The following is a 20,028-nucleotide window of genomic DNA, read 5'->3' on the forward strand; positions in this document are numbered from 1 at the left end:
AGACTGCGAAACGCCGATATGCTTTAACTGGAGGCCAGATTAGCGAGCGACTGGCGCAGGCGAGATCCGCGCAAAGGGCCCGGCAGCGCTGCAAACCAGACCATCCTCGGCAAATTGGATATCCGGCGCAGCTGCAAACAGTGATGCAAGGGCGGAGGTAACATAGCGTGTCCCATAGCCTTGCCGAGCCGGTGTACGGACAGGCGGCCCGTTGCTCTCCTGCCAATGGAACTGGAAGGTCGGTTTCTCACCACCATCAACCTCCCAACGAAGGGAAACGCGCCCTTCCGGGACCGACAGGGCGCCATATTTGATCGCATTGGTGATCAATTCATGCAGGCAAAGCGCCAGCGTCGTTCCGGCTTCACGACTGACAAGCAAATCACTACCGCCAACGGCAATCCGCTCGGTGCCATAGGGCGAAACGATAAGATCGGCCACAGCCAAAAGCGAAACATCCTCGCCCCCGGCCTCAAAAACTGCCGTATGGACATTGGACAGCGCCAGCAGTCGCCCATTGAAATCCGTCGCAAGATCGTCAAGGCTTTCGGCACCGCGCCGTGTCATGCGAAAGATCGATGTCACCGTTGCCAGGATATTCTTGACCCGGTGATTAAGCTCCGCCCGCAATTCCCGCTCCCTCTCGATGGAATCGCGCACCTGCCGCTGGCGCAAGCGCACCAGCAGGTTGGACTGGATACCGCTGACCAGTTCCAGCGGCGCCACGGGACGTGTGTAGAACAAAAGCCGCGCGCCCGGCCAGGCGGAAAGCAATTGGCTGCGGATGCGTGTCAGGGGTGCGCCCCGCTCCAGAAGAACAATGATCGGCACTTCAGACCAGTTCGGCTGCCGGGTGAGATGCGCGGCGGTCAGGGCAACAATCTGCGGCGTCAGAGCTTCATGTGACACAATCACAATTCCCGGTGAAGCATCCAGCAACTGGGCGAAGCCCTTGGCCTCCGTTACGGCCCGCACCTCGATCAGATGTTCGCGCAAAAGCGCGCCGACATAATCGGCATCCTTGCGAAAAGGTGCGCAGACCAGCACCCAATCCAGCTCATCTTGGACCAGTTCCTCCTGGGACGATAGCGATGTCATTTCGGATCAGGAAGCGGGTTATAGGAAACGACGCTGACGCTACCGCTTTCGATCAACAGCTCTCGGACGTCCAGATCATGGGGACCGTGGCGCTTCTTGACCACCGTGATGCTGCGCCGCAGCCGGCCCTCATGCTCCATGATTCTCAAGAGAAGCACGGTATCGCCGAGGAAACTGACATCGACGTCAATGCCGACATTCTGCCCCAAAAGCCCGTGCTGCGCGACGATCAGCATGGTCAGGACACCGGATCTCGCAAGGTATTTCAGCAGGGACTGGATGTCCCGCACCGCCTTTTCCCGATGCGGCAATGAATTCAGATAGCCCGTCAGGCTGTCAATGACCACGACGCGCACCTTGTTCTGAACGACGGCATCCTGGACAATCTGGCCGAACTCGCCGGGTGAGACTTCATTCGGGTTAAAATCACGCAGGATCAGTTTGCCATCCTTATGGAACTGCCGCAATTGCATGCCGAGGCCTTCAGACCGGCGGAAAAATGTTTCCAACCGCTCCTCGAACAGAAAGAGAGCGACGCTTTCGCCGCGCTCGAGGGCTGCCGTTGCATAGAGCGACGACATGGTGGATTTGCCCGTACCGGCCTGACCGATCACCAGGGTGGTCGTTCCCGCTTCCTGGCCGCCGCCGAACATGTCATCCAACTCGCTCACACCGGATTTGATCAATTGCGGCTTGGTCGCTTCTGTCGCCGTGCTGGGCATGATGCGCGGAAACACGACAACGCCTGCGCCTTCGCGGATCGCCATGTCATGATAACCATCGGCAATCGGCACGCCGCGCATTTTAGACACCTCAATCCGGCGCCGGACACCGCCATATTCTTCCAGCGACTTGTCGAAGCGGATGACGCCATGGGCCAGACCTTCGACCTCCTCGCCACTGCGGTCGAGACCGGGCGACTGAGTATCGAGAAGCAGCGCCACGACCTTTCGTTTTGACAGGAAGGACTTGAAGCCGATCAATTCCCGGCGGAAACGGGGGGAGTCGCCGGTGATCAACCGAATTTCCAGCAGCGAATCATAAACCAGACGCTGCGGCTTATGCTCATCGATGGCAGCTTCTATCGCCTTGCGGGTCTCATCGAGCCGCAGGTCGGCGGTCATGAAAATGCTCTGCTCGTCGGCCTCGTCGATACTGCCTGTCGTCGACAGTTCCTCGACGTGGATACCATCCAGCGTCCAGCCATGGGAAACCGCAATAGAGCGCAATTCGGCAGCACTTTGGGACAGCGTCACATAAAGACAGCTCTCGCCCGCTTCAACACCGGCCCGCAGGAACTGTATGGCTGCGGTGGTTTTGCCCGATCCGGGAGCACCTTGAAGCATGAACAGGTTCGGTAAGGGCAATCCGCCGCGGAGAATTTCGTCCAGTCCTGCGATGCCGGTACTGGCAACCGCAGCTTTTTTGCGTGGTGGCATATCTGTCTTCCATGACCATGCAGGCAAATGCATCGTTCAAAAGAGGGGGAATAATATCGCGATGCCGCATAGTTCCGTTAACCCGGGACGATTGCGGGAATTCTACGGCAGAATTTTTTAGCTTTAAGTCAATGTCCACCCTGATCCAAACCCGCCCTCAATGAGCGATGCGGGAACTTTATATTTGTCTTGTGCAAAATTTCAATAAAATCCGCAAACTCGGCCAATGAGAGGAACCATATCCAGGCGACAGCTTTCCCCGCTTGGCGGATCATTCAGGACAAACCATCTTTCAGGCGACCGCAGGCCGCATTTCAAGCCTCCAAGGCGGCGAGTGTTTGCGGCTTATCCAAAGCACCGGATTGCGCTGTCTCGGACTGCCCTGAAACCGACGACTGTCCTAACCCTGGCTGGACCACAGCGAAGGAAAGATGGAAGCAAAGACCATCGGGCCGGAAATCGCTGCTGATCTTGGGAGACAGGCTGCGAGGGAAAGCACTGCGGATCAACCGCGACCCAAACCCTTCGACGCCAGGCCCTTTGAGACCACGGGGATCAGAACCTTGAAGAGTGGGATCAACAACCGGCGGCCCGTCTTCTTCCCGCCATTGCAGCTCGATCCGATCCTGCTCTTGCCGCCATTCTACCTTGACACGTCCATCCCGTTCGCGAAGAGACCCGTATTTCACGGCATTTGTGGCCAGTTCATGCGCGACCAGCGATAGCGCGACAGCAGCCTCCGGCGGCAAGGTGCAGGGTGACCCCTGGAGAACAATCCGCCTGTCACCCTCGCTATCGAAGGGTTGAAGCGCCCGCTCGAGGACATCGCGCAACCCGGCACTTTTCCAATCTTCCGACAAAAGGATATCATAGGCTCCCGCAAGGGCTGCAACGCGCCGTGCAAAAACGCCATTTTCCTGCGAGCGGTCCTTGAACGTCTGCCGTGCGATAGCCTGGATCATCGCCATCGTATTCTTGACACGGTGCGCCAGCTCTCTGGCCACAAGTTTGCGGTTTTCTTCGGCACGCGCCGCCTCGCATCGGCGTGCTTCCAGTTCGTCCAGAAGACTATCGACCGTGGCGCCAACCTGTCCCAATTCGCTGGAGCGCCCGGTCATCCTGGTTCTGGCCGCGAGATCCCCTTGGCGCCATCGCTGAAGAACGGCAACGATGTGAGTGATCGGGCCGAGGATGAAGCGATTTCCGATAAAAAAGGCGGCAAGGAGAGCGAGACCTGCGCCCACAGCGATCATCGCCAATCCCAAGAGAGAAGCTCGGTCAATCGGCGCAAATGCCTGGTCCGCCGAAAATCCGGCGCTGACATAAAATGGATTGTCGGGTGAAACAGGAACATAACCCATAATCCGGCGTATCCCGTCCTGACCTACACGTTCCGTCGTACCTGGCTGTTGGGCTTGCACCAGCGTGTGATAGGGCGGCGGAATCTGAGTGCCAACGAATTTTTCAGGACCTGGGTTGCGGGCAAGCACGATACCGTTGCGGTCAGCAATGGTGATCCAACCGCCCGGCGGAAGGCCTCGCTGAACGATGCGCTGTTCCAGCCACTCAAGATGCACCGCCGTCGCCAGCACGCCAACTGTCTCGGATCCCTGTTTGATGGCCAGCGCCATTGGCACGATTGGTGCATTCGAGATCCGGCTGACCGTGTACTCGCCAACCGATAACGCATCGGAACGAAGGGCTTGCCGAACATAGTCGCGATCGCTGAAGTCGCTGCCGACCTCCCAGCCCATATTGTCGCAAACCAGTTTACCGTTGCGATCGAGAACCACGATATTGCGGACCTGCGTCACCCTGGCGGCTACCGATTTCAGGACGTCGGTACAGGCCTGTTTATCCTGACTGGCAACGGCTGGAATAACCGCGGTGGCAATCAGCAAGGCCTTGACGCCCTCCACGACGCTTTTCACCTCAGACGCCGCCTGTCGGGCAGTTTCGAATACCTGACGATGAACTTCGGCATAGCGTTCGGCACGCGCACTCACTTCATTGTAAACCAGCATTCCCAATGCCGGTGACAACGCCGTCAAGACCACAGCGACCAGTCTCTTTTTCAAGCCACCCCTCCCCACCCGCAAGAGATCAAGACGCTTTTCGGCCCCTGTTTCGCACCAAGACCCGTATGCACAAAGGCCTGGCGAAACTGCACAACCGTCGCCCCTCCAAGACACGCCTGCGCCAAGCATCCCATTGGATGCACAGAACCCGCCGCCCCGATTCGATACTTGCTGCATGGCTTTCTCCTTGAGCCTTTCAGCCGAAGGAATCATGCAGCAGTTTATCGGGTATTCCTGCCGCGACAATAGAGGGTCGATGCATTTCCGTCACACTGCCAAGAGCGCGCGATCCACACCATCGCCACTACCGCAAAACGACAGTCAGTCAGGTTCAATCTGAACCTGACTGACGAAAGCTCTTCTTGGTTTTGCTTGTCTTTTCGGGGAACCCGGACTTCAATTCACCCGACAACAGCTAGAGAATAGGCTTGCCACCGGTGACTGCGATGGTGGCGCCGGAAACATAGCTTGAAAGCGGGTCCGCCAGCATCACATAGGCCGTTGCAAGCTCAGCCGGTTGGCCCGGTCGTTTCATCGGCACCTGCTCGCCAAAGCTCGAGACGCGTTCCGGCGGCATGGTCGACGGGATAAGAGGTGTCCAAATCGGGCCGGGCGCAACGGTATTGGCGCGGATACCTCTTTCCGCCAGAAGCTGGGCGAGGCCTGCCGTGAAATTCTGGATGGCGCCCTTGGTCGTTGCATAAGCCAGCAAAGTGGGGCTCGGCGTATCGGCGTTGATCGAGGCGGTATTGATAATCGCCGCACCGGGCTTCATATGCGTGACGGCTGCTTTGGTCAGATAGAACATCGCGTGGATATTGACCCTGAACGTCAATTCCCATTCCTCATCGCTGATATCCTCGATTTGCTCGAAGGTCTTTTGGTGGGCAGCGTTGTTGACGAGAATATCGATGCCGCCAAGCTCGGCAACCGCCTTGTCTATAATGAGGCGGCAATGGTCGGCCTTTTGTAAATCGCCCGCTACGAGTACGGCCTTGCGGCCTGCCTCTTCCACAAGGCGCTTGGTTTCCTCGGCATCCTCATGTTCGCTGAGATAGGAGATCAGCACATCAGCACCCTCTCGGGCATAAGCCAAGGCCACAGCGCGCCCGATGCCACTATCAGCACCTGTTATTACCGCCTTCTTGCCGGCAAGCCGCCCCGAACCCTTATAGGTCGTTTCACCGTGATCCGGCACGGGATCCATGTCGCGGGTCAGTCCCGGAATAGACTGTTGTTGCTTGGAAAAGGGTGGCGTCGGTTTATCGATCATCGGATCAGCTCTCATTTCTAAAGATTATTGCTGGATAGTCGAGGGCGCGCATCCAAGCCGCACCCTCAAAACCCCACTGTTTGCAAACAAAGAGAAAGCGCCACCGTTCCGAATTTTAATATTTCGTGACCTGAATAAACGCTACGGATATGGGCTGCCGAAAACATCGGACCCCAAATTTCCAAAGGCGACTGCCATCGCTTACTCATGCATTTGACGCATGGGTGGCGTGAGACCTTGTCTCTGTTAGGACGATGAAAGAACGCCTATATTCCAATCATCGAAACGACGCCGGAACCGAACCAAGGTTGCTGACGTCAGACAGTCCTCAGAAAGGGCATTATCATGAACGTAGCACGCTCCCTGAACAACTGGCGCAAGTATCGTCAGACCGTTTTCGAACTTGGCCGCATGACCAGCCGCGAGTTGCAGGATCTCGGCATTGAACGTAGCGACATCCGTCGCGTTGCCCGGGCCTCCGTTGCCGGTTGATCGATATCGACATTGCTGCTTGAACGACGCCCGCCGATGACGCGGGCGTTTTTGCGTCTGGGAATTGCTCTACGCAAACCGGTCCGATTTGGATCTCAAATCATTGCAAAATACCCATGCATTTAACGCATATCTGCACTGCAACAAAATGACTATGAATTGGGCATTTGTCGCGTATTATCTATCTCAACGAAGCGATGCATCCTCCTCCCGCAAAGCTTCGTCTCTCGGACGACCCACTCCTCCTCCCTAGGGGCGTCCGATGGAACGGTGGCACTCCTCCTCCCAGCCGCTGTTCACTCTTTTAAAAAGCCTGCCGCACCTCCTCCCGCGGCAGGCTTTTTTGTTTCTTCGCTTCAATTCAAGATTTTTCGCTCGATTGATTGAAAGTGCCAATGATCTCTATCAATTGGCATCTATTGCATAATTCTTTAAACCGGAATCGGTTTAAAGAGAAAATTATGCAACAAATATAAGGAGCTACAGCGAACCTTAGTGCGCCACATATGGCGCACGGCGCTGTAGCGTCGTCTCAGCCCTCTGATGAACTCACCCGTTGACCGCCATCCACAACAGATGGCGCGCCCCGCCGCGTTTGCCGTTGGCGCGCACCTGGACTTCTTCGGTAACAAATCCTGCCTCCCGCAACCTGCGGGTAAAGGCGGCGTCCGGGGCAGAAGACCAGACGGCCAGCACGCCTTTTGGCCGCAAGGCAGCTTTTGCGGCACGCAGTCCAGCGGCATTATAAAGGCTGTCATTGGAGGCGCGGGTCAATCCGTCCGGACCGTTGTCGACATCAAGCAGAATGGCGTCATAGGCGGCGTGCTTTGAGCGGATCAGCGCGCCGACATCGCCGATATGAATATCGACACGCGGATCATCGAGACTGCCCTTGTGAACTTCCGCCATTGGGCCACGCGCCCAGGCGACCACAGCCGGCACCAGTTCCGCCACGGTCACGCGGGCATCCGCTTGCAACACGCCAAGGGCGGCACGCAGGGTAAACCCCATACCAAGTCCGCCGATCAATAGGCTGGGCTTGTCGCACCCCCCGCCCTTCTCACAGGCCCCTATCTTTTCGCAGGCAAGCGTCGCCAGCGCCTCTTCCGAGCCGCTCAACCGGCTGTTCATCAGCTCGTTGGCGCCAAGCATGATCGAGAATTCCTGGCCCCGCTGTTTTAGGCGCAGATCTCCGCCGCCATCGGGAATGGCGGCACTGTCAAGCTGTATCCAGGGAAGCATCGGGCCGTCTCTTTATCCGTAAAAACCGCGCCATAGCATAGCCAAGCTCTCCCACCAAGGGACAAAGATCAGGCTGCCCCCTCTGCCCGGATTATCGGTTCACCCCGCCGTTCACCCGGTTACCGGCATCGTCGAACAGATAGCAGCGTTTCGAGTCGATATGGATCGTCACCTTCTCGCCCTTGCGGATCGCCTGCTGGTCTTCCATCACCATGGCAATCGACTGACCGTCCTGCATGGACAGATAAAGGATAGTCTGCCCGCCCAGATGCTCGACAAGATCGACATGCGCCTCGCCAAGGGTAATTTCGGCTGGACGCAGGCTGAGATGTTCGGGCCGGACACCGACGCTGACTTTTTGCCCCACCTGTGCGCCGGGGCTTGTCCGCGCCAGATCGACCGGCTTGCCGTTCAGCTCAACAGCTGTTCTGTCTCCGGCTTCCACCAGCCGGGTATCGATGAAATTCATGCGCGGCGAACCGATGAAGCCCGCAACGAATTTGTTTTTCGGATTGTTATAGAGATCAAGTGGCGCGCCGACCTGTTCAATATAGCCACCTTTCAGCACCACAATTGTGTCGGCCATGGTCATGGCCTCGACCTGGTCATGGGTCACATAGATCATGGTATTGCCGAGGCTCTGATGGAGCTTGGCGATCTCGACACGCATCTGCACCCGCAATTCGGCATCAAGGTTGGACAGGGGCTCGTCGAACAGGAAGATATTTGGCTCGCGCACAATGGCCCGCCCGATGGCGACGCGCTGGCGCTGACCACCGGACAAAGCCTTGGGCTTACGCCCCAGCAGCGGCTGGATCTGCAAGATATCGGCGGCCCGCTCGACGCGGGGCTCGATATCCTTCTTCTTCATGCCAGCCGTTTCCAGACCGAAGGCCAGATTTTTATAAACCGTCATATGCGGATAGAGTGCATAGGACTGGAAAACCATGGCAATGCCGCGCTTGGCCGCGGGCACTTCGTTCATCCTTTGCCCATCCAGCAACAGGGTGCCGCCGGAAATCGGCTCCAGCCCGGCAATCATCCGCAGCAGTGTAGACTTGCCGCAGCCGGAGGGACCGACAAACACCACGAACTCTCCCGGCGTGATGTCGAGATCAACACCGTGTATCACTTCGAGCGCGCCATACCGCTTGAAGACGTTTTGCAGAGTGACGCCTGTCGCCATCAGTTTTGCCTCCAGCTGTCATAATAGGTGTTGTCACTGCCAACAGGGAAATGCACTTTCTGTTTATGCCTGGCGCTCCAGTAGCAGGCGGTGAGAAATTCCAGCGACCGGCGGGCATCTTCCGTCGTGACCGGCGTCGGCGTATTATTGACTAGGCAATCATGGAAAGCCTGCATCTGGCCGGAAAACAGCTGGGCCATCGGCACCCAACCCTCAAGCAGGGCGTCGATCTTCTGCCCGACCTCCGGATTAGCGGGAATGATCCGCCACGGATCGCCGCCGGGATGGTAAGGCGCATGGCTGCTCTCGAAGGTCACATGTTCAAAGCACATCCGCAGTCGTGATGTCTCCTCCGCCGAACCCAACGTCGCCGACACAGTTGCCAAGGCACCGCTGGTCATTTCCAGGCTGAGACTGACACAATCCTCGACCTCAATTGGATTGACGCGGGTGGCGACGCGCGCATAGAGCGAGGCCACCGGCCCCAGCAGATAGCTCAGCATGTCGTTGATATGGATGGCATGGGTCATCAGCACGCCACCAAGCTCTGTCGCCCATTTGCCCCGCCACGGCACGGCATAATAGTCCGACAGCCGCGTCCAATGGGTTTCTGACGTAGCGATATAGGCTCTACCCGCCAGTCCCGCCTCGATGATCCGGCGCGCCTTGTGGACGCCGTCGCCGTAACGGTATTGGAAAATCGGCATCAACCGGCCTTTGGCGGTCTTCTCATGGATCATCAACCGGTCGATCTCCGCAAGCGAACCGACAAGCGGTTTTTCGCAGATCACATGCTTGCCCGCGTCCAACGCCTTGAAGATCAGGCCGTAATGGGTGGAGGGCGGCGTGCAGATATCGACAATGTCGATGGAAGGATCGTTGAGCACGGCGTCGAAATCATCGGTCCGTCCCGCGATAGAAAACTCCTCGCCAAACTGGGCCAGACGAGCGGGATCAAGATCGCAAATGGTGGCAACCCGGAACAGATCCGTATTCGGCATATAGCCCTCGCGGATATGACGCGCGCCGATGCCAAGGCCAATGACGGCAACGTTGAAAATCTTAGACATTGCCAGCACCCTTCTGCTTTGCCGCATCCGCGAAAGCCTGGGCTTTCAGCGCCAGTTCCATGGCCTTGAAGCAATGCTCCTGCCCCATGGCTGTTTCGGTCCGATCCCGGATATCGGCCAGCAATTGCCGGCCATAGGGCCGCTCGGTTTTGCTGCAATCGATATAGCGCGTGCCGGTTTTGTCGGTCAGGAACAGATGGTCGGCACCGGGCCTACCCTCGATATCGAGATATTTCCGAAGCTCGATCGTGCCTTCCGTACCAACAATGAACAGCCGCCCATCACCCCAGGTCGGCAGACCATCGGGGGTGAACCAATCCACACGGATATAGCCGGTGGCCTTGCCGGTGGTCAGGTGAATATCGCCGTAATCCTCAAGACCGGGCGTGTCGGGATTGGCCCGGTTGGCGGTGCTGGCCGACAGGATCTGTGCATCCTTGGCGCCGGTGAAAAACAGGAATTGTTCGCATTGATGCGAGGCGATGTCGATCAGCACGCCGCCATAGTGCGCCCGGTCGAAAAACCAATTGGGCCGATGCGGCTTGCGCAGCCGATGCGGACCAAGGCCGGTCGTGTGGATCACCTCGCCGATCATTCCGGCCTTGACCAGATTGCCTGCCTCCACTGTGCAGGCCGTCTCGAAATGTTCGGAATAGAGGATGGAAACGATCCGCCTCGTTTCCGCCTGGACCTTTCGCACCGCTTCCAATTGCTCAAACGTCGTCATGCCCGGCTTGTCCAGCATCACATCCTTGCCGTGACGCATGGCGGCAATGGCGATCTCGGCGCGGTTGGCAGGAATGGCTGCCGACAGGATCAGGGCAATCGATGGATCTTCAAGGATCTGTCTGCGGTCGGCAACGCGGCGCGCCTGTGGGTAGCGTGCGGCAAAAGCCTGGGCCAATTCATCTTCTTCTGCAAAAAACGTCGCAAACTCAGCTCCGGCGTCCAGCATGAAAGCGATCTGGCCGAAAATATGATCGTGATTGATGCCGATAACGGCAAAACGCAAGGCACTCATCGTCGCAAGCTCCTATTAGAAAATCATCTCAACGCTTCAGACCGGCAGTAGCGATGCCGTCGATCAGCAGGCGTTGGCAAAACAGGAAAATCAGGAAAATCGGCACCAGCGACAGGCTGGACATGGCAAACAGCCCGCTCCAGTCGGAACTGCCGGTCGAGTCCACGAAGGACCGCAACCCAAGCTGCACCGTGTAGGTGTTGATGTCGCTCAGATAGATCAGCGGACCGAAGAAATCATCCCAGCTCCAGATGAAGGAGAAGATCGCCGCTGTCGCCAGCACTGGCAGAGAGAGAGGCAGCATGATCCGCCAATAGATCCGCCAGGGGCTGCACCCATCCATCATCGCTGCCTCGTCCAGTTCGCGCGGAATGCCACGGAAGAACTGCACCATCAGGAAGATGAAAAACGCATCCACCGCCAGGAATTTCGGCACAACGAGCGGCAGAATGGTCTTCACCCATCCCAGTTCGAGAAACAGGATATATTGGGGGATGAGCGTGACGTGATAGGGCAGCATCAGCGTGCCCAGCATCAGCGCGAACCAGAAATTTCGGCCCTTGAATTGCAGCCGCGCGAAGGCATAAGCCGCCAGCGAGCACGAAAACAGGTTGCCCACCACGGTCAGTACAGCAATGACCAGCGAGTTCCAGAAATAGGTGCCGAAACTGACCTGGGTGCTGAACCAGCCCCGCATATAGGCACTGAAATCTACCTTCGAAGGGATCAGCGAGGCCTGACCGAAAATCTCGCTCTGGTCCTTGATCGAGCCTGAGAGCATCCACAACAGCGGATAGAGCATGACCAGCGAGGCTGCCGCCAGCACGATATGCAGGATAAGGGAGACCGGCCAGCGCCGTTTTTCCTGCGCATGGCCGTCCGGGGAAGAAGCAAGTGCTGCATCAGTCATCGTAATGCACCCAATAGCGCGAGGACAGGAAGGAGAAGGCCGTGAACAGCGCAATGATGATCACCAGGATCCAGGCAAGCGCTGCCGCATAGCCCATCCGGAAATAGCCAAAGGCTTCCTGGTAGAGATAGAGCGTATAAAACAGCGTCGAATCGATCGGGCCACCGGTGCCAGAGGAGATCACATAGGCTGGCGTAAAGGCCTTGAAGGCATCGATGGTCTGGACCACGGCATTGAAGAAGATCACCGGCGTTAGCAAAGGCAGGGTGATCTTGAAGAACATCCGTACTTTGGAAGCCCCATCCAGGCTTGCCGCCTCATACATATCAACCGGGATCTGCCGAAGGCCGGCCAGGAAGATGATCATCGGCGAGCCGAATTGCCAGACAGCCAGGATGACCAGCGTATAGAGGGAATAATCGGGATTGGAGATCCAGCTTGGTCCTTCAATGCCAAAGGTATTCCAAAGCAGCACGTTGATCGCCCCGTCACCATCGAACAATTGCCGCCAGACCACCGCAATGGCGACGCTGGAGCCCAGAAGCGATGGCAGGTAGAAGACCGCCCGGTAGAGCGGCAGGCCACGAATACCCTTGTTGAGCAGCAGCGCAACCAGCAGGGCGAAGGTCAGTTTAAGCGGCACCGACAGCACCACATAAACCAGCGTCACCCGCATGGAGGACATGAATTTTTCGTCAGCCGTGGCGATGCGGATGTAATTGTCCAGGCCGACGACATTAGGCGATTGCAGCAGATTGTAGTCGGTCAGCGACAGCCAGAAGGAAAACAGTGCCGGGCCGAGCGTGAGTACGAAAAAGCCGATGAACCAGGGCAGGAGAAATAGATAGCCCGGCGCGTTGCGCGCCAGACTGGCCCTGAACGGCGACGGTGTCGAGATAGGCTGCATCACTGGCGCGGCACCAGAGGTGCCGGCCATTCCATCGCGAGTGGTGTTCACGGTTTCAACCCCGTTTCAGATTGGCAGCCGCCTGATCGACGAATTTCGCCGCGCCGTCTTCCGGCGAAAGTCGCCCAAAGCCGACTTCTTCGCCGATCTTCTTGATCAACATCTGGTTTTCACCCGCGCCATTTGGCGGCGGCGGCGGAAGCGGACCGACATGCGGCGTCAGCCGGGCGATATAGTCAAGAATTTCCTTGGACTGGTCGTTCAGCGTCGGCTCCAGGGCCTCGCGCATGGTCGTCGATGCCGGAATGCCCCGCTCGATCCCGAGCGCCAGCGCCGCATCCTTGTCCTCAACCAGGAAATTGACGAAATCGACGGCAGCGTCCTTGTTGGCGGATGCGGCGGAGACCGAAATCAGCATAGAGGGCTTCAGATAATGCCCAGGCTTGCCACCCTTGGTTTCGGGATAGCTCATCAAGGTCAATGGGTCCTTATTGACAGCCTGGAAGGCGATGAACTGATTTGAATTGACGAAGCCAACGGCCGCCTTGTTCAATGTCACCATATTGTTTTCGACATTGAGCTGGTCGAGCGCCTGGATATCGGCGGGCACGCAGGCCTTGATCTTACGCATCCAGGCCCAGAATTTGAACCATTCCGTTATATCAGCCTGGTCGAAACCGATGGCGCCATCCGCCGTATAAAGCGCCTTGCCGCGCTGACGCAGCCAGCATTCCAGATTGCTTTCGCCAACGCTGCCGTCCTGCGTTCCATAAAAGCCCCGGCGCTTCTTCGCGGCGGACACCTTGGCGCAGGCCTCGCCGAATTCTTCCCAGGTCATGCCCTCATGCAGCGCGTCAACGCCGGTTTCCTGCCACGCCGCCTTGTTAACGAGCGCAGTAACGGAATTAACGCCGAGATTGACACCATAGAGCTTGCCGCCAACCTTGCCTGCATCGATATTGGCCGCGCCGAAATCGTCGATTTTCAGCGTTTTTCCCATATAGGGCGTCAGATCAAGGAGCGTACCGCGCCGCGCATATTCGAAAATATAGCGGTAATCCATCTGGATCAGGTCGGGCGCATTGCCGCCTGCCGTCTGGGTGGCCAGACGTGTCCAGTAATTGTCCCAGCCGAAAGACTCGCCAGCGATGGCTGTGCCGCTGTTCTTGGCCTTATAGGCCTCGATGACCTTGAACGTTCGGTCGTTACGCTCCTTGGAGCCCCACCACAAAAATCGCAGGTTCGTGGCCGCCCTTGCGCCAACTGCACCCATGCAGATCAGCGGCATTGTCAGACCCATGCCAGCAAGGACGGTTCGTCTGCTGAATTTTGTCATCATTCTGGTCTCCTCCCCAGTATCCAGATGAATTCAAATCGCTTGCGTTATGACCAGAACCTCCCTCCCGAGGTTACAGAACAGTCAACGCAAGGAAATGAAAAAATTTTCATGCCCTCTACTTATATACACTATCCAAGCTGCCGATATCTCCCGAAACACCGGCATTTCTTTTACAAATTGTCGATGTTTCCACCGCCTGTCAAGCCGTGAAAATTTCATGCAGACAAACAATCACAGCATGACAACGGCAAATGATATGCTAGCATAGCAGTTAAGTCAGGTCGAAGGAAATGATTTTGCATCATCACCAAAAGAGTGGAGGCAGCCAGAAGCGCGCGAGCCCTTGGAGGGAGTTTTGCGCGCCGGATTCCTTGGCATTCTCGTGCAAAAAACCGGCCCTGACACCATGATTGAGTCTTGAACAACCACGCAGCCTATGGAGGAGGTTTGTGGGCGCCCTGTCCGCCAGAGACGGCGTGATAGCGCCTGCAGGACACCAAGGCTGTAGCCAAGGAGGATGGCATGCAAGTCATACGCAAGAGACGCTTTGCTCTGGTCGGCGCCGGCCATCGGGGAACGACCATGTGGGGCCGCGACATTGTCCAGCGCTGGGGCGACCAGGTCGAGCTGGTGGCAATCTGCGACCTGAACGGATTGCGCGCCGAACAGTCGCAGGCCCATATCGGCTCCTCGGTGCCGATCTACCTGGATTTCGACCAGATGCTGGCCGTTGAAAAGCCGGATCTGGTGATTGTCTGTACCCGTGACAGCACCCATGACGAGTTGATCGTCAAGGCAATGGAGGCGGGTGCCGACGTGATCAGCGAAAAGCCAATGACCACCACCGCCGCCAAGATAAAGCGCATCCTGCATGCCGAAAAGCGCACCGGGAGGCGGCTGGACGTCTCCTTCAACTATCGTTTTGCGCCGACCGCGGCCCGCATCAAGGAATTGCTGAATTCAGGCGTCATCGGCGATGTCACCTCTGTCGATTTTCATTGGTATCTCAACACCAGCCACGGCGCCGACTATTTCCGCCGCTGGCATGCCTATACCGAAAATTCCGGCAGCCTGTTCGTCCACAAGGCCACCCACCATTTCGATCTCCTGAATTGGTATCTTGATTCAGATCCCGATCTGGTCTCCGCCTTTGCCGACCTGAAGCATTATGGGCGCAATGGGCCGTTTCGCGGCGAGCGCTGTCGCACCTGTCCCCATGCGCAGCAATGCGATCATTATTTCGATATGCGCAAGGAGCCTTTGCTGGAAGCGCTTTACGAAGCGCCTTCCAAGCAAGATGGCTATGTGCGTGATGCCTGCGTCTACCGGGAGGATATCGACATTCCCGACACCATGGTCACCAATATCCGCTACAAGAACGGTGTCCATGTCTCCTATTCGCTGAATACCTATATGCCGATTGAGGGGCATCATATTGCCTTCAATGGCCACAAGGGGCGTATTGAGCTTCGCCAGTATGAAAAACAGCCCTGGACCGAGCCCCCTGCCGATGAAATCGTGCTGATGCGCAATTTCGGCGAGGTCGAGCGCATCTGGGTGCCGCATTCCTCCGGCGGCCATTACGGCGGCGACGACCGGCTGCGCAATATGCTGCTGAAGCCCGGCATGAATGACGAATTGCGCCAGCGCGCTGGCGCAAGGGCTGGGGCCATGTCGGTTCTGTGCGGGATTGCCGCGCTGGAAAGCAGCCGCAGCGGCAAGCCCGTCACTGTTGCCGATGTATGGGGTGAGGATGAAGGGATCGGCCTTCTGGAGCAGACGGTTTAAAATCGATAGGACAAAGGTACCGCAATTGTCGGTTCAGCAGAACAACATCGGATACAGACGCCGCCATGAAAACCATACGAAAGCTCGATAGCCTGCTCGCCCGATTGGCCGATCTTATCTTCCAGCCACTCGGCGTTTCGGTGCCACTGCGGTTTCGGGCAGCACATTATGACGAGCGTGCCAACGTGCTAAACGAAAGCCGCGAGCATTGGGTGGCGGTAACACCGGACCATATCTGGGGTGAGCCGGATGGCTACTACTGGTTCGGCGGCAAGGCTACCCTGCCCCAGAGCGTGGATGGGAAGCGGATCGTCGGACGCATCGAGGCGGCTTTTGGCAATGTCATGGGCCGCAGTGATCCACAATGCCTGGTGCGGATCGATGGGACAATCACCCAGGGCGGCGATGCCAACCACCGCGAATTCCTGCTGTCACCGGCGGCCCATGCCGGTCAGAGTTTCGACATCCTGATCGAAGCGGGGACAATCGAGGATCGGCGGCAACTCGGCTTTGCCGTCAGCCTACATCACCATGATCTGGAGGTTGAAGAAGCCTATTACGACATGCGTGTGCCACTGGACGTGGCCCGCCTGCTGGCAGAAGACGACCCGCGTCGCCATTTCATTCTGCGCACGCTGGACGATGCCATCAACGCCGTGGATTTTCGAAAGAGTAATGAGAGCAGGTTCAAGGCCTCGCTTGCCGAGGCACGGGCCATCACGGCGGCCATCTACAATGCCGTTGATTTCGAGGAAAAGCCTGTCGTAGTGGCAACCGGCCATACCCATATCGATGTCGCCTGGCTCTGGCGGGTGCGGGAAACCCGGCAGAAGATGGCGCGATCCATGGCAACCGCCCTTGCCCTGATGGAGGAATTTCCCGACTACCGCTTCATGTATAACCAATGCGTGCTGCTGGACTATCTGGCTGACGACTATCCGCAATTGTTCGAGCGCATCCGCAACCATGTGACGACCGGGAGGTTTGAAATTGAAGGGGCGCTGTGGCTGGAGCCTGACGTTAATATCGCTGGTGGCGAGGCGCTGGTACGCCACATCCTCTATGGGGTCGCCTATCATCGCAAGACCTTTGGCGTCGAGCCACGCATGGTCTGGTTGCCGGACACGTTCGGCTATTCGGCAGCCCTACCGCAATTGATGCGCAAATCCGGCCTCGACAGTTTCGTCACCCATAAACTGTCGTGGAACGACACCAACCGGATGCCGGACGACAAGCTGTTCTGGCAGGGCATCGACGGCAGCAAGGTGGTCGCCTACTTCCTGACCACCCAGCCCTATGATTCCAAGCTGATCAACACCACCTACTGCCCCAACCTGAAGCCGACCCATGTGATGGGAACCTGGAAACGCCACGGCCAACAACGGCTCGGCAAGGAACTGTTTCTGGTCTATGGCCATGGCGATGGCGGCGGTGGCCCAACCCGCGAAATGCTCCAGAACATCCGCCGGATGGAGCGCGGCATACCCGGCTGCCCGAAGGTTGAACACGGACAGATGCGGCCTTTTTTCGAGCGCCTGATTGCTGACATGCAGGCCAATCCAGACAGCTATCCGACCTGGGTCGGCGAGCTTTACCTGGAATTCCATCGTGGCACGCTGACCTCCGTCGCCAAGAACAAGCGCTTTAACCGCAAAGCCGAAATCGCGCTTCGGGAATTGGAGACGCTGGCGGTGATGGCGGAGCGGCAGGCAGGTCATGCCTATCCCACCCGGCAATTGCGCGACCTGTGGGACATCGTCATGCTCAACCAGTTCCACGATATCCTGCCGGGATCGTCCATCGGCGCCGTCTATGAAGACAGTGACCGCGATTACGCCAGGCTATTTGCCGAGGCTGAAAGCCTGCGCGCCGAACTCCTGGCGCTGTTGCCAACCCATGGCGGCGATGTCGTCTTGAATGTGACCGGTCGCCATCGCTCCGGTCTGGCTCTGACCCATCAACCTCATGCCTCGGGTCAAACCCTGGTTCTAGCCGATGGATCGAAAACCCACGCCGTCCGGCTGGAAAACGTGCCGCCGCTGTCCCTGTCCGCCGCCCTGCCCTGCGGCCCGACACCGCCCGGCGCCGTTGACGTAGAACCATTTCGGCTTGCCAACCGCTTTCTGGATGTGGTGTTCGACCCCAAAGGTCGCATCCTGTCATTGCATGACAAGGTGAGAGACCGCTACATCTTCAAGCCCGGCCACACGGCCAATCGCCTCCAGGCCTTCCGCGACATGCCAGCGGAATATGATGCCTGGGATATCGATAGCGATTTTGAAGACCAGAGTTTCGAGATCGATGATCTCGTCAGCGCCGAGATTGTCGAAACCGGGCCTTTGCGCGTAGCAATCCGGTTTGAATGGCGCTACGAGGCGTCGCGTATTGTTCAGGTCGTTTCGCTGGAAGCCGACAGCAGGAAGCTGGAATTCGATACAGTCATCGACTGGCATGAGCACAATACGCTGGTCAAAACCGGCTTCCCGATGGCGCTCAACACCGCGTCAATTGATGCGGAAATCCAGTTCGGTCATGTCCGCCGCGCCACGCATCGCAACACCTCCTGGGACCGCGCCCGGTTCGAATGCTCCATGCAGCGCTGGATCGATGTGAGCGAACCCGATTTCGGCATCGCCTTCCTCAACGATTGCAAATATGGCTATGACGCAAAGGGTAGCGATATTCGCCTGACCCTGCTGCGCTCACCGACCTATCCCTGGCCGGATGCCGATCAAGGCGAGCATCGCCTGCGCTACGCCTTGCTGCTGCATAATGGCGACAAGGCCGTCGTGCATAATGCCGCCGAGGATTTCAACATGCCCTTGCAGGTCGTCGCGACCGGACAGGCTAATGTCGTATCAGGAGATCAAGCCCCGCCACTGCTGTCGATAGAAACAGATGGCATTACGCTGGAGGCGGTAAAGCAGGCAGAGGCGAGCGATGGCTATATCGTCCGCCTCTGGGAAACCACCGGAAGCCAGCGTCACGCGCGGATTAAACTCGACAACGGGATCACCCATGCCGCCCTCGTCGATCTGCTTGAGGAAAATCCGGTGGCGGTAGACATTAACGAAAAAGGGCTGGATCTTGCCTTCCAGCCCTTCGAAATTCTGACGCTGAAACTCTACAGATAGGTTGCTGCGTCAAACTCTAAAGCAAACCCTCACCGCTGGCTGGGGTAGCGGGCTTCGTACCAGGACTTGAACAGCGCATACTGATTTTCCAGATGGGCGCGTTGCGAGGAACTCAAAGCGTCTGTCTCGTTGAAATGCAGCGTATATTCGGTCTCGCCGTTCAGGACCATGAGATATTTATAGTGCAGCACCAGGTCCGGGCCTTCGTCGTAGGTCGAAAGCACCATCAGCGCCTCTTCCAGCTCCTTGGCCTCGCGGCGCGCCCGTGGGTCGCCCGTGGCCGCCTCTTTGGAAAGGGCCATCAGGTGCAGAACTTCTCTTGGCAAAGCATTGCCGATCCCGGTGATTGCGCCAGCCGCACCGCAATTGACGAAGCCATGATAGACGCCGGTATCGACGCCGACCATCAGGATCAAGCCATCGTCGCCGGAGGTGATGTTTTCGGCCGCATAGGTCATATCGCCCTTGCCACCGAACTCCTTGAAACCAATCAGGTTGGAAAAGCGGGCGCGCAGCTGGAAGAACAGGTCAGCGCGCGTCGCAAAGCCGTAATAGGGGCTGTTATAGATCACCGAGGGCAAATCCTTGCCCGCTTCCAGAACGGCGGAAAAATGGTCGCGCTGGGCGGCAATCGAAGAGCCGCGCGACAGAACCCGTGGGATCACCATCAAGCCGCTTGCGCCGACTTTCGCCGCATGGGCCGCGTGGCTGACGGCTGAGCGGGTGTTGATCGCACCGGTTCCAACCACGGTCGGCACACCGGCTTCAACCAGCCGATGCACGCCTTCCTGGCGCTGTTCATCGCTCAGCAGCGGCCAATCACCCATCGATCCGCAATAGACCACGCCCGACATGCCCAGACCGACAAGCTCTTTGCCCTTGCGAACCAGCCCGTCGAAATCGGGGGTTCGGTCCGCCTTGCAAGGCGTCATCAAAGCGGGAATGCATCCCTTGAAAACCAGTTGGGTCATTGAACTCTCCCAGATTGACCGCAGGCAAAGGGCGCGGTCCATAGCCAATGGAAGCGAACTACCATTTTCATCGCATCTTG

General features: G+C 57.7%; 15 protein-coding genes. 3 read left to right on the forward strand and 12 right to left on the reverse strand.

The features are described from left to right. Positions 1 to 39: 39 nt before the first annotated feature. The 4 genes from IEI95_RS04560 to IEI95_RS04575 all read right to left on the reverse strand — a co-directional run bounded on the left by IEI95_RS04560 (position 40) and on the right by IEI95_RS04575 (position 5,888). Positions 40 to 1,098: a sensor histidine kinase gene (locus tag IEI95_RS04560; RefSeq protein WP_156532745.1), complete on the reverse strand. Its 1,059-nt coding sequence runs from the start codon at positions 1,096 to 1,098 to the stop codon at positions 40 to 42. Then, positions 1,095 to 2,537: a DUF7125 family protein gene (locus tag IEI95_RS04565; protein ID WP_071203998.1), complete on the reverse strand. Its 1,443-nt coding sequence runs from the start codon at positions 2,535 to 2,537 to the stop codon at positions 1,095 to 1,097. Before IEI95_RS04565 ends, IEI95_RS04560 begins: the two co-directional genes overlap by 4 nt. 314 nt (positions 2,538 to 2,851) lie before the next feature. Next, positions 2,852 to 4,615 (reverse strand): sensor histidine kinase, encoded by a 1,764-nt coding sequence (locus IEI95_RS04570; RefSeq protein WP_194416030.1) that lies wholly within the window; start codon positions 4,613 to 4,615, stop codon positions 2,852 to 2,854. A 415-nt stretch (positions 4,616 to 5,030) separates the two neighbouring features. After that, complete coding sequence (locus IEI95_RS04575; RefSeq protein ID WP_071203995.1) at positions 5,031 to 5,888, reverse strand: SDR family oxidoreductase; 858 nt, start codon at positions 5,886 to 5,888, stop codon at positions 5,031 to 5,033. Between the two features lie 345 nt (positions 5,889 to 6,233). Here IEI95_RS04575 and IEI95_RS04580 point away from each other — a divergent pair, with 345 nt between their 5' ends. Further along, positions 6,234 to 6,380 (forward strand): DUF1127 domain-containing protein, encoded by a 147-nt coding sequence (locus IEI95_RS04580; RefSeq protein ID WP_156532741.1) that lies wholly within the window; start codon positions 6,234 to 6,236, stop codon positions 6,378 to 6,380. 549 nt (positions 6,381 to 6,929) lie between these two features. On the opposite strand, the gene IEI95_RS04585 is transcribed toward IEI95_RS04580, so the two are convergent. The 7 genes from IEI95_RS04585 to IEI95_RS04615 form a co-directional block, all read right to left on the reverse strand. Continuing rightward, positions 6,930 to 7,622, reverse strand: coding sequence for a spermine/spermidine synthase domain-containing protein (locus IEI95_RS04585; protein WP_156532739.1), 693 nt, complete (start codon positions 7,620 to 7,622; stop codon positions 6,930 to 6,932). Between the two features lie 91 nt (positions 7,623 to 7,713). Continuing rightward, a complete protein-coding gene (locus IEI95_RS04590) occupies positions 7,714 to 8,808 on the reverse strand; it encodes a sn-glycerol-3-phosphate ABC transporter ATP-binding protein UgpC (RefSeq protein WP_156532737.1) in 1,095 nt (364 codons plus the stop codon). Further along, positions 8,808 to 9,878, reverse strand: coding sequence for a Gfo/Idh/MocA family protein (locus tag IEI95_RS04595; RefSeq protein WP_194416032.1), 1,071 nt, complete (start codon positions 9,876 to 9,878; stop codon positions 8,808 to 8,810). The genes IEI95_RS04590 and IEI95_RS04595 overlap by 1 nt, the downstream gene beginning before the upstream one ends. Further along, on the reverse strand, positions 9,871 to 10,899 hold the full coding sequence (locus IEI95_RS04600) for a Gfo/Idh/MocA family protein (RefSeq protein ID WP_156532733.1): 1,029 nt from the start codon (positions 10,897 to 10,899) through the stop codon (positions 9,871 to 9,873). The genes IEI95_RS04595 and IEI95_RS04600 overlap by 8 nt, the downstream gene beginning before the upstream one ends. Positions 10,900 to 10,927: 28 nt before the next feature. Next, entirely contained in the window at positions 10,928 to 11,809 is an 882-nt protein-coding gene (locus tag IEI95_RS04605) for a carbohydrate ABC transporter permease (protein WP_156532731.1), read from the reverse strand. Then, positions 11,802 to 12,716, reverse strand: coding sequence for a carbohydrate ABC transporter permease (locus tag IEI95_RS04610; protein WP_049777399.1), 915 nt, complete (start codon positions 12,714 to 12,716; stop codon positions 11,802 to 11,804). The genes IEI95_RS04605 and IEI95_RS04610 overlap by 8 nt, the downstream gene beginning before the upstream one ends. A 55-nt stretch (positions 12,717 to 12,771) precedes the next feature. Beyond that, positions 12,772 to 14,055, reverse strand: a complete 1,284-nt coding sequence (locus IEI95_RS04615) for an ABC transporter substrate-binding protein (RefSeq protein WP_156532729.1) — start codon at positions 14,053 to 14,055, stop codon at positions 12,772 to 12,774. Between the two features lie 522 nt (positions 14,056 to 14,577). Between IEI95_RS04615 and IEI95_RS04620 the strand changes: the two genes are divergently transcribed. Continuing rightward, a complete protein-coding gene (locus IEI95_RS04620; protein ID WP_156532727.1) occupies positions 14,578 to 15,843 on the forward strand; it encodes a Gfo/Idh/MocA family protein in 1,266 nt (421 codons plus the stop codon). Between the two features lie 65 nt (positions 15,844 to 15,908). Next, on the forward strand, positions 15,909 to 18,977 hold the full coding sequence (locus tag IEI95_RS04625) for an alpha-mannosidase (RefSeq protein WP_194416034.1): 3,069 nt from the start codon (positions 15,909 to 15,911) through the stop codon (positions 18,975 to 18,977). A gap of 29 nt (positions 18,978 to 19,006) precedes the next feature. Here the strand turns inward: IEI95_RS04625 and IEI95_RS04630 are convergent, their stop codons facing one another. Further along, a complete protein-coding gene (locus IEI95_RS04630; RefSeq protein ID WP_156537259.1) occupies positions 19,007 to 19,948 on the reverse strand; it encodes a dihydrodipicolinate synthase family protein in 942 nt (313 codons plus the stop codon). Positions 19,949 to 20,028: the final 80 nt, after the last annotated feature.

The organism is Agrobacterium vitis (genome assembly GCF_014926405.1).
Lineage (GTDB): Bacteria > Pseudomonadota > Alphaproteobacteria > Rhizobiales > Rhizobiaceae > Allorhizobium > Allorhizobium vitis_H.

Excerpts from the sequence above, each read along its gene's own strand:
- IEI95_RS04560 (WP_156532745.1), bottom strand. The coding sequence starts at position 1,098 with ATGACATCGCTATCGTCCCAGGAGGAACTGGTCCAAGATGAGCTGGAT.
- IEI95_RS04565 (WP_071203998.1), bottom strand. The coding sequence starts at position 2,537 with ATGCCACCACGCAAAAAAGCTGCGGTTGCCAGTACCGGCATCGCAGGA.
- IEI95_RS04575 (WP_071203995.1), bottom strand. The coding sequence starts at position 5,888 with ATGATCGATAAACCGACGCCACCCTTTTCCAAGCAACAACAGTCTATT.
- IEI95_RS04580 (WP_156532741.1), top strand. The coding sequence starts at position 6,234 with ATGAACGTAGCACGCTCCCTGAACAACTGGCGCAAGTATCGTCAGACC.
- IEI95_RS04585 (WP_156532739.1), bottom strand. The coding sequence starts at position 7,622 with ATGCTTCCCTGGATACAGCTTGACAGTGCCGCCATTCCCGATGGCGGC.
- IEI95_RS04590 (WP_156532737.1), bottom strand. The coding sequence starts at position 8,808 with ATGGCGACAGGCGTCACTCTGCAAAACGTCTTCAAGCGGTATGGCGCG.
- IEI95_RS04595 (WP_194416032.1), bottom strand. The coding sequence starts at position 9,878 with ATGTCTAAGATTTTCAACGTTGCCGTCATTGGCCTTGGCATCGGCGCG.
- IEI95_RS04600 (WP_156532733.1), bottom strand. The coding sequence starts at position 10,899 with ATGAGTGCCTTGCGTTTTGCCGTTATCGGCATCAATCACGATCATATT.
- IEI95_RS04605 (WP_156532731.1), bottom strand. The coding sequence starts at position 11,809 with ATGACTGATGCAGCACTTGCTTCTTCCCCGGACGGCCATGCGCAGGAA.
- IEI95_RS04610 (WP_049777399.1), bottom strand. The coding sequence starts at position 12,716 with ATGCAGCCTATCTCGACACCGTCGCCGTTCAGGGCCAGTCTGGCGCGC.
- IEI95_RS04615 (WP_156532729.1), bottom strand. The coding sequence starts at position 14,055 with ATGATGACAAAATTCAGCAGACGAACCGTCCTTGCTGGCATGGGTCTG.
- IEI95_RS04620 (WP_156532727.1), top strand. The coding sequence starts at position 14,578 with ATGCAAGTCATACGCAAGAGACGCTTTGCTCTGGTCGGCGCCGGCCAT.
- IEI95_RS04625 (WP_194416034.1), top strand. The coding sequence starts at position 15,909 with ATGAAAACCATACGAAAGCTCGATAGCCTGCTCGCCCGATTGGCCGAT.
- IEI95_RS04630 (WP_156537259.1), bottom strand. The coding sequence starts at position 19,948 with ATGACCCAACTGGTTTTCAAGGGATGCATTCCCGCTTTGATGACGCCT.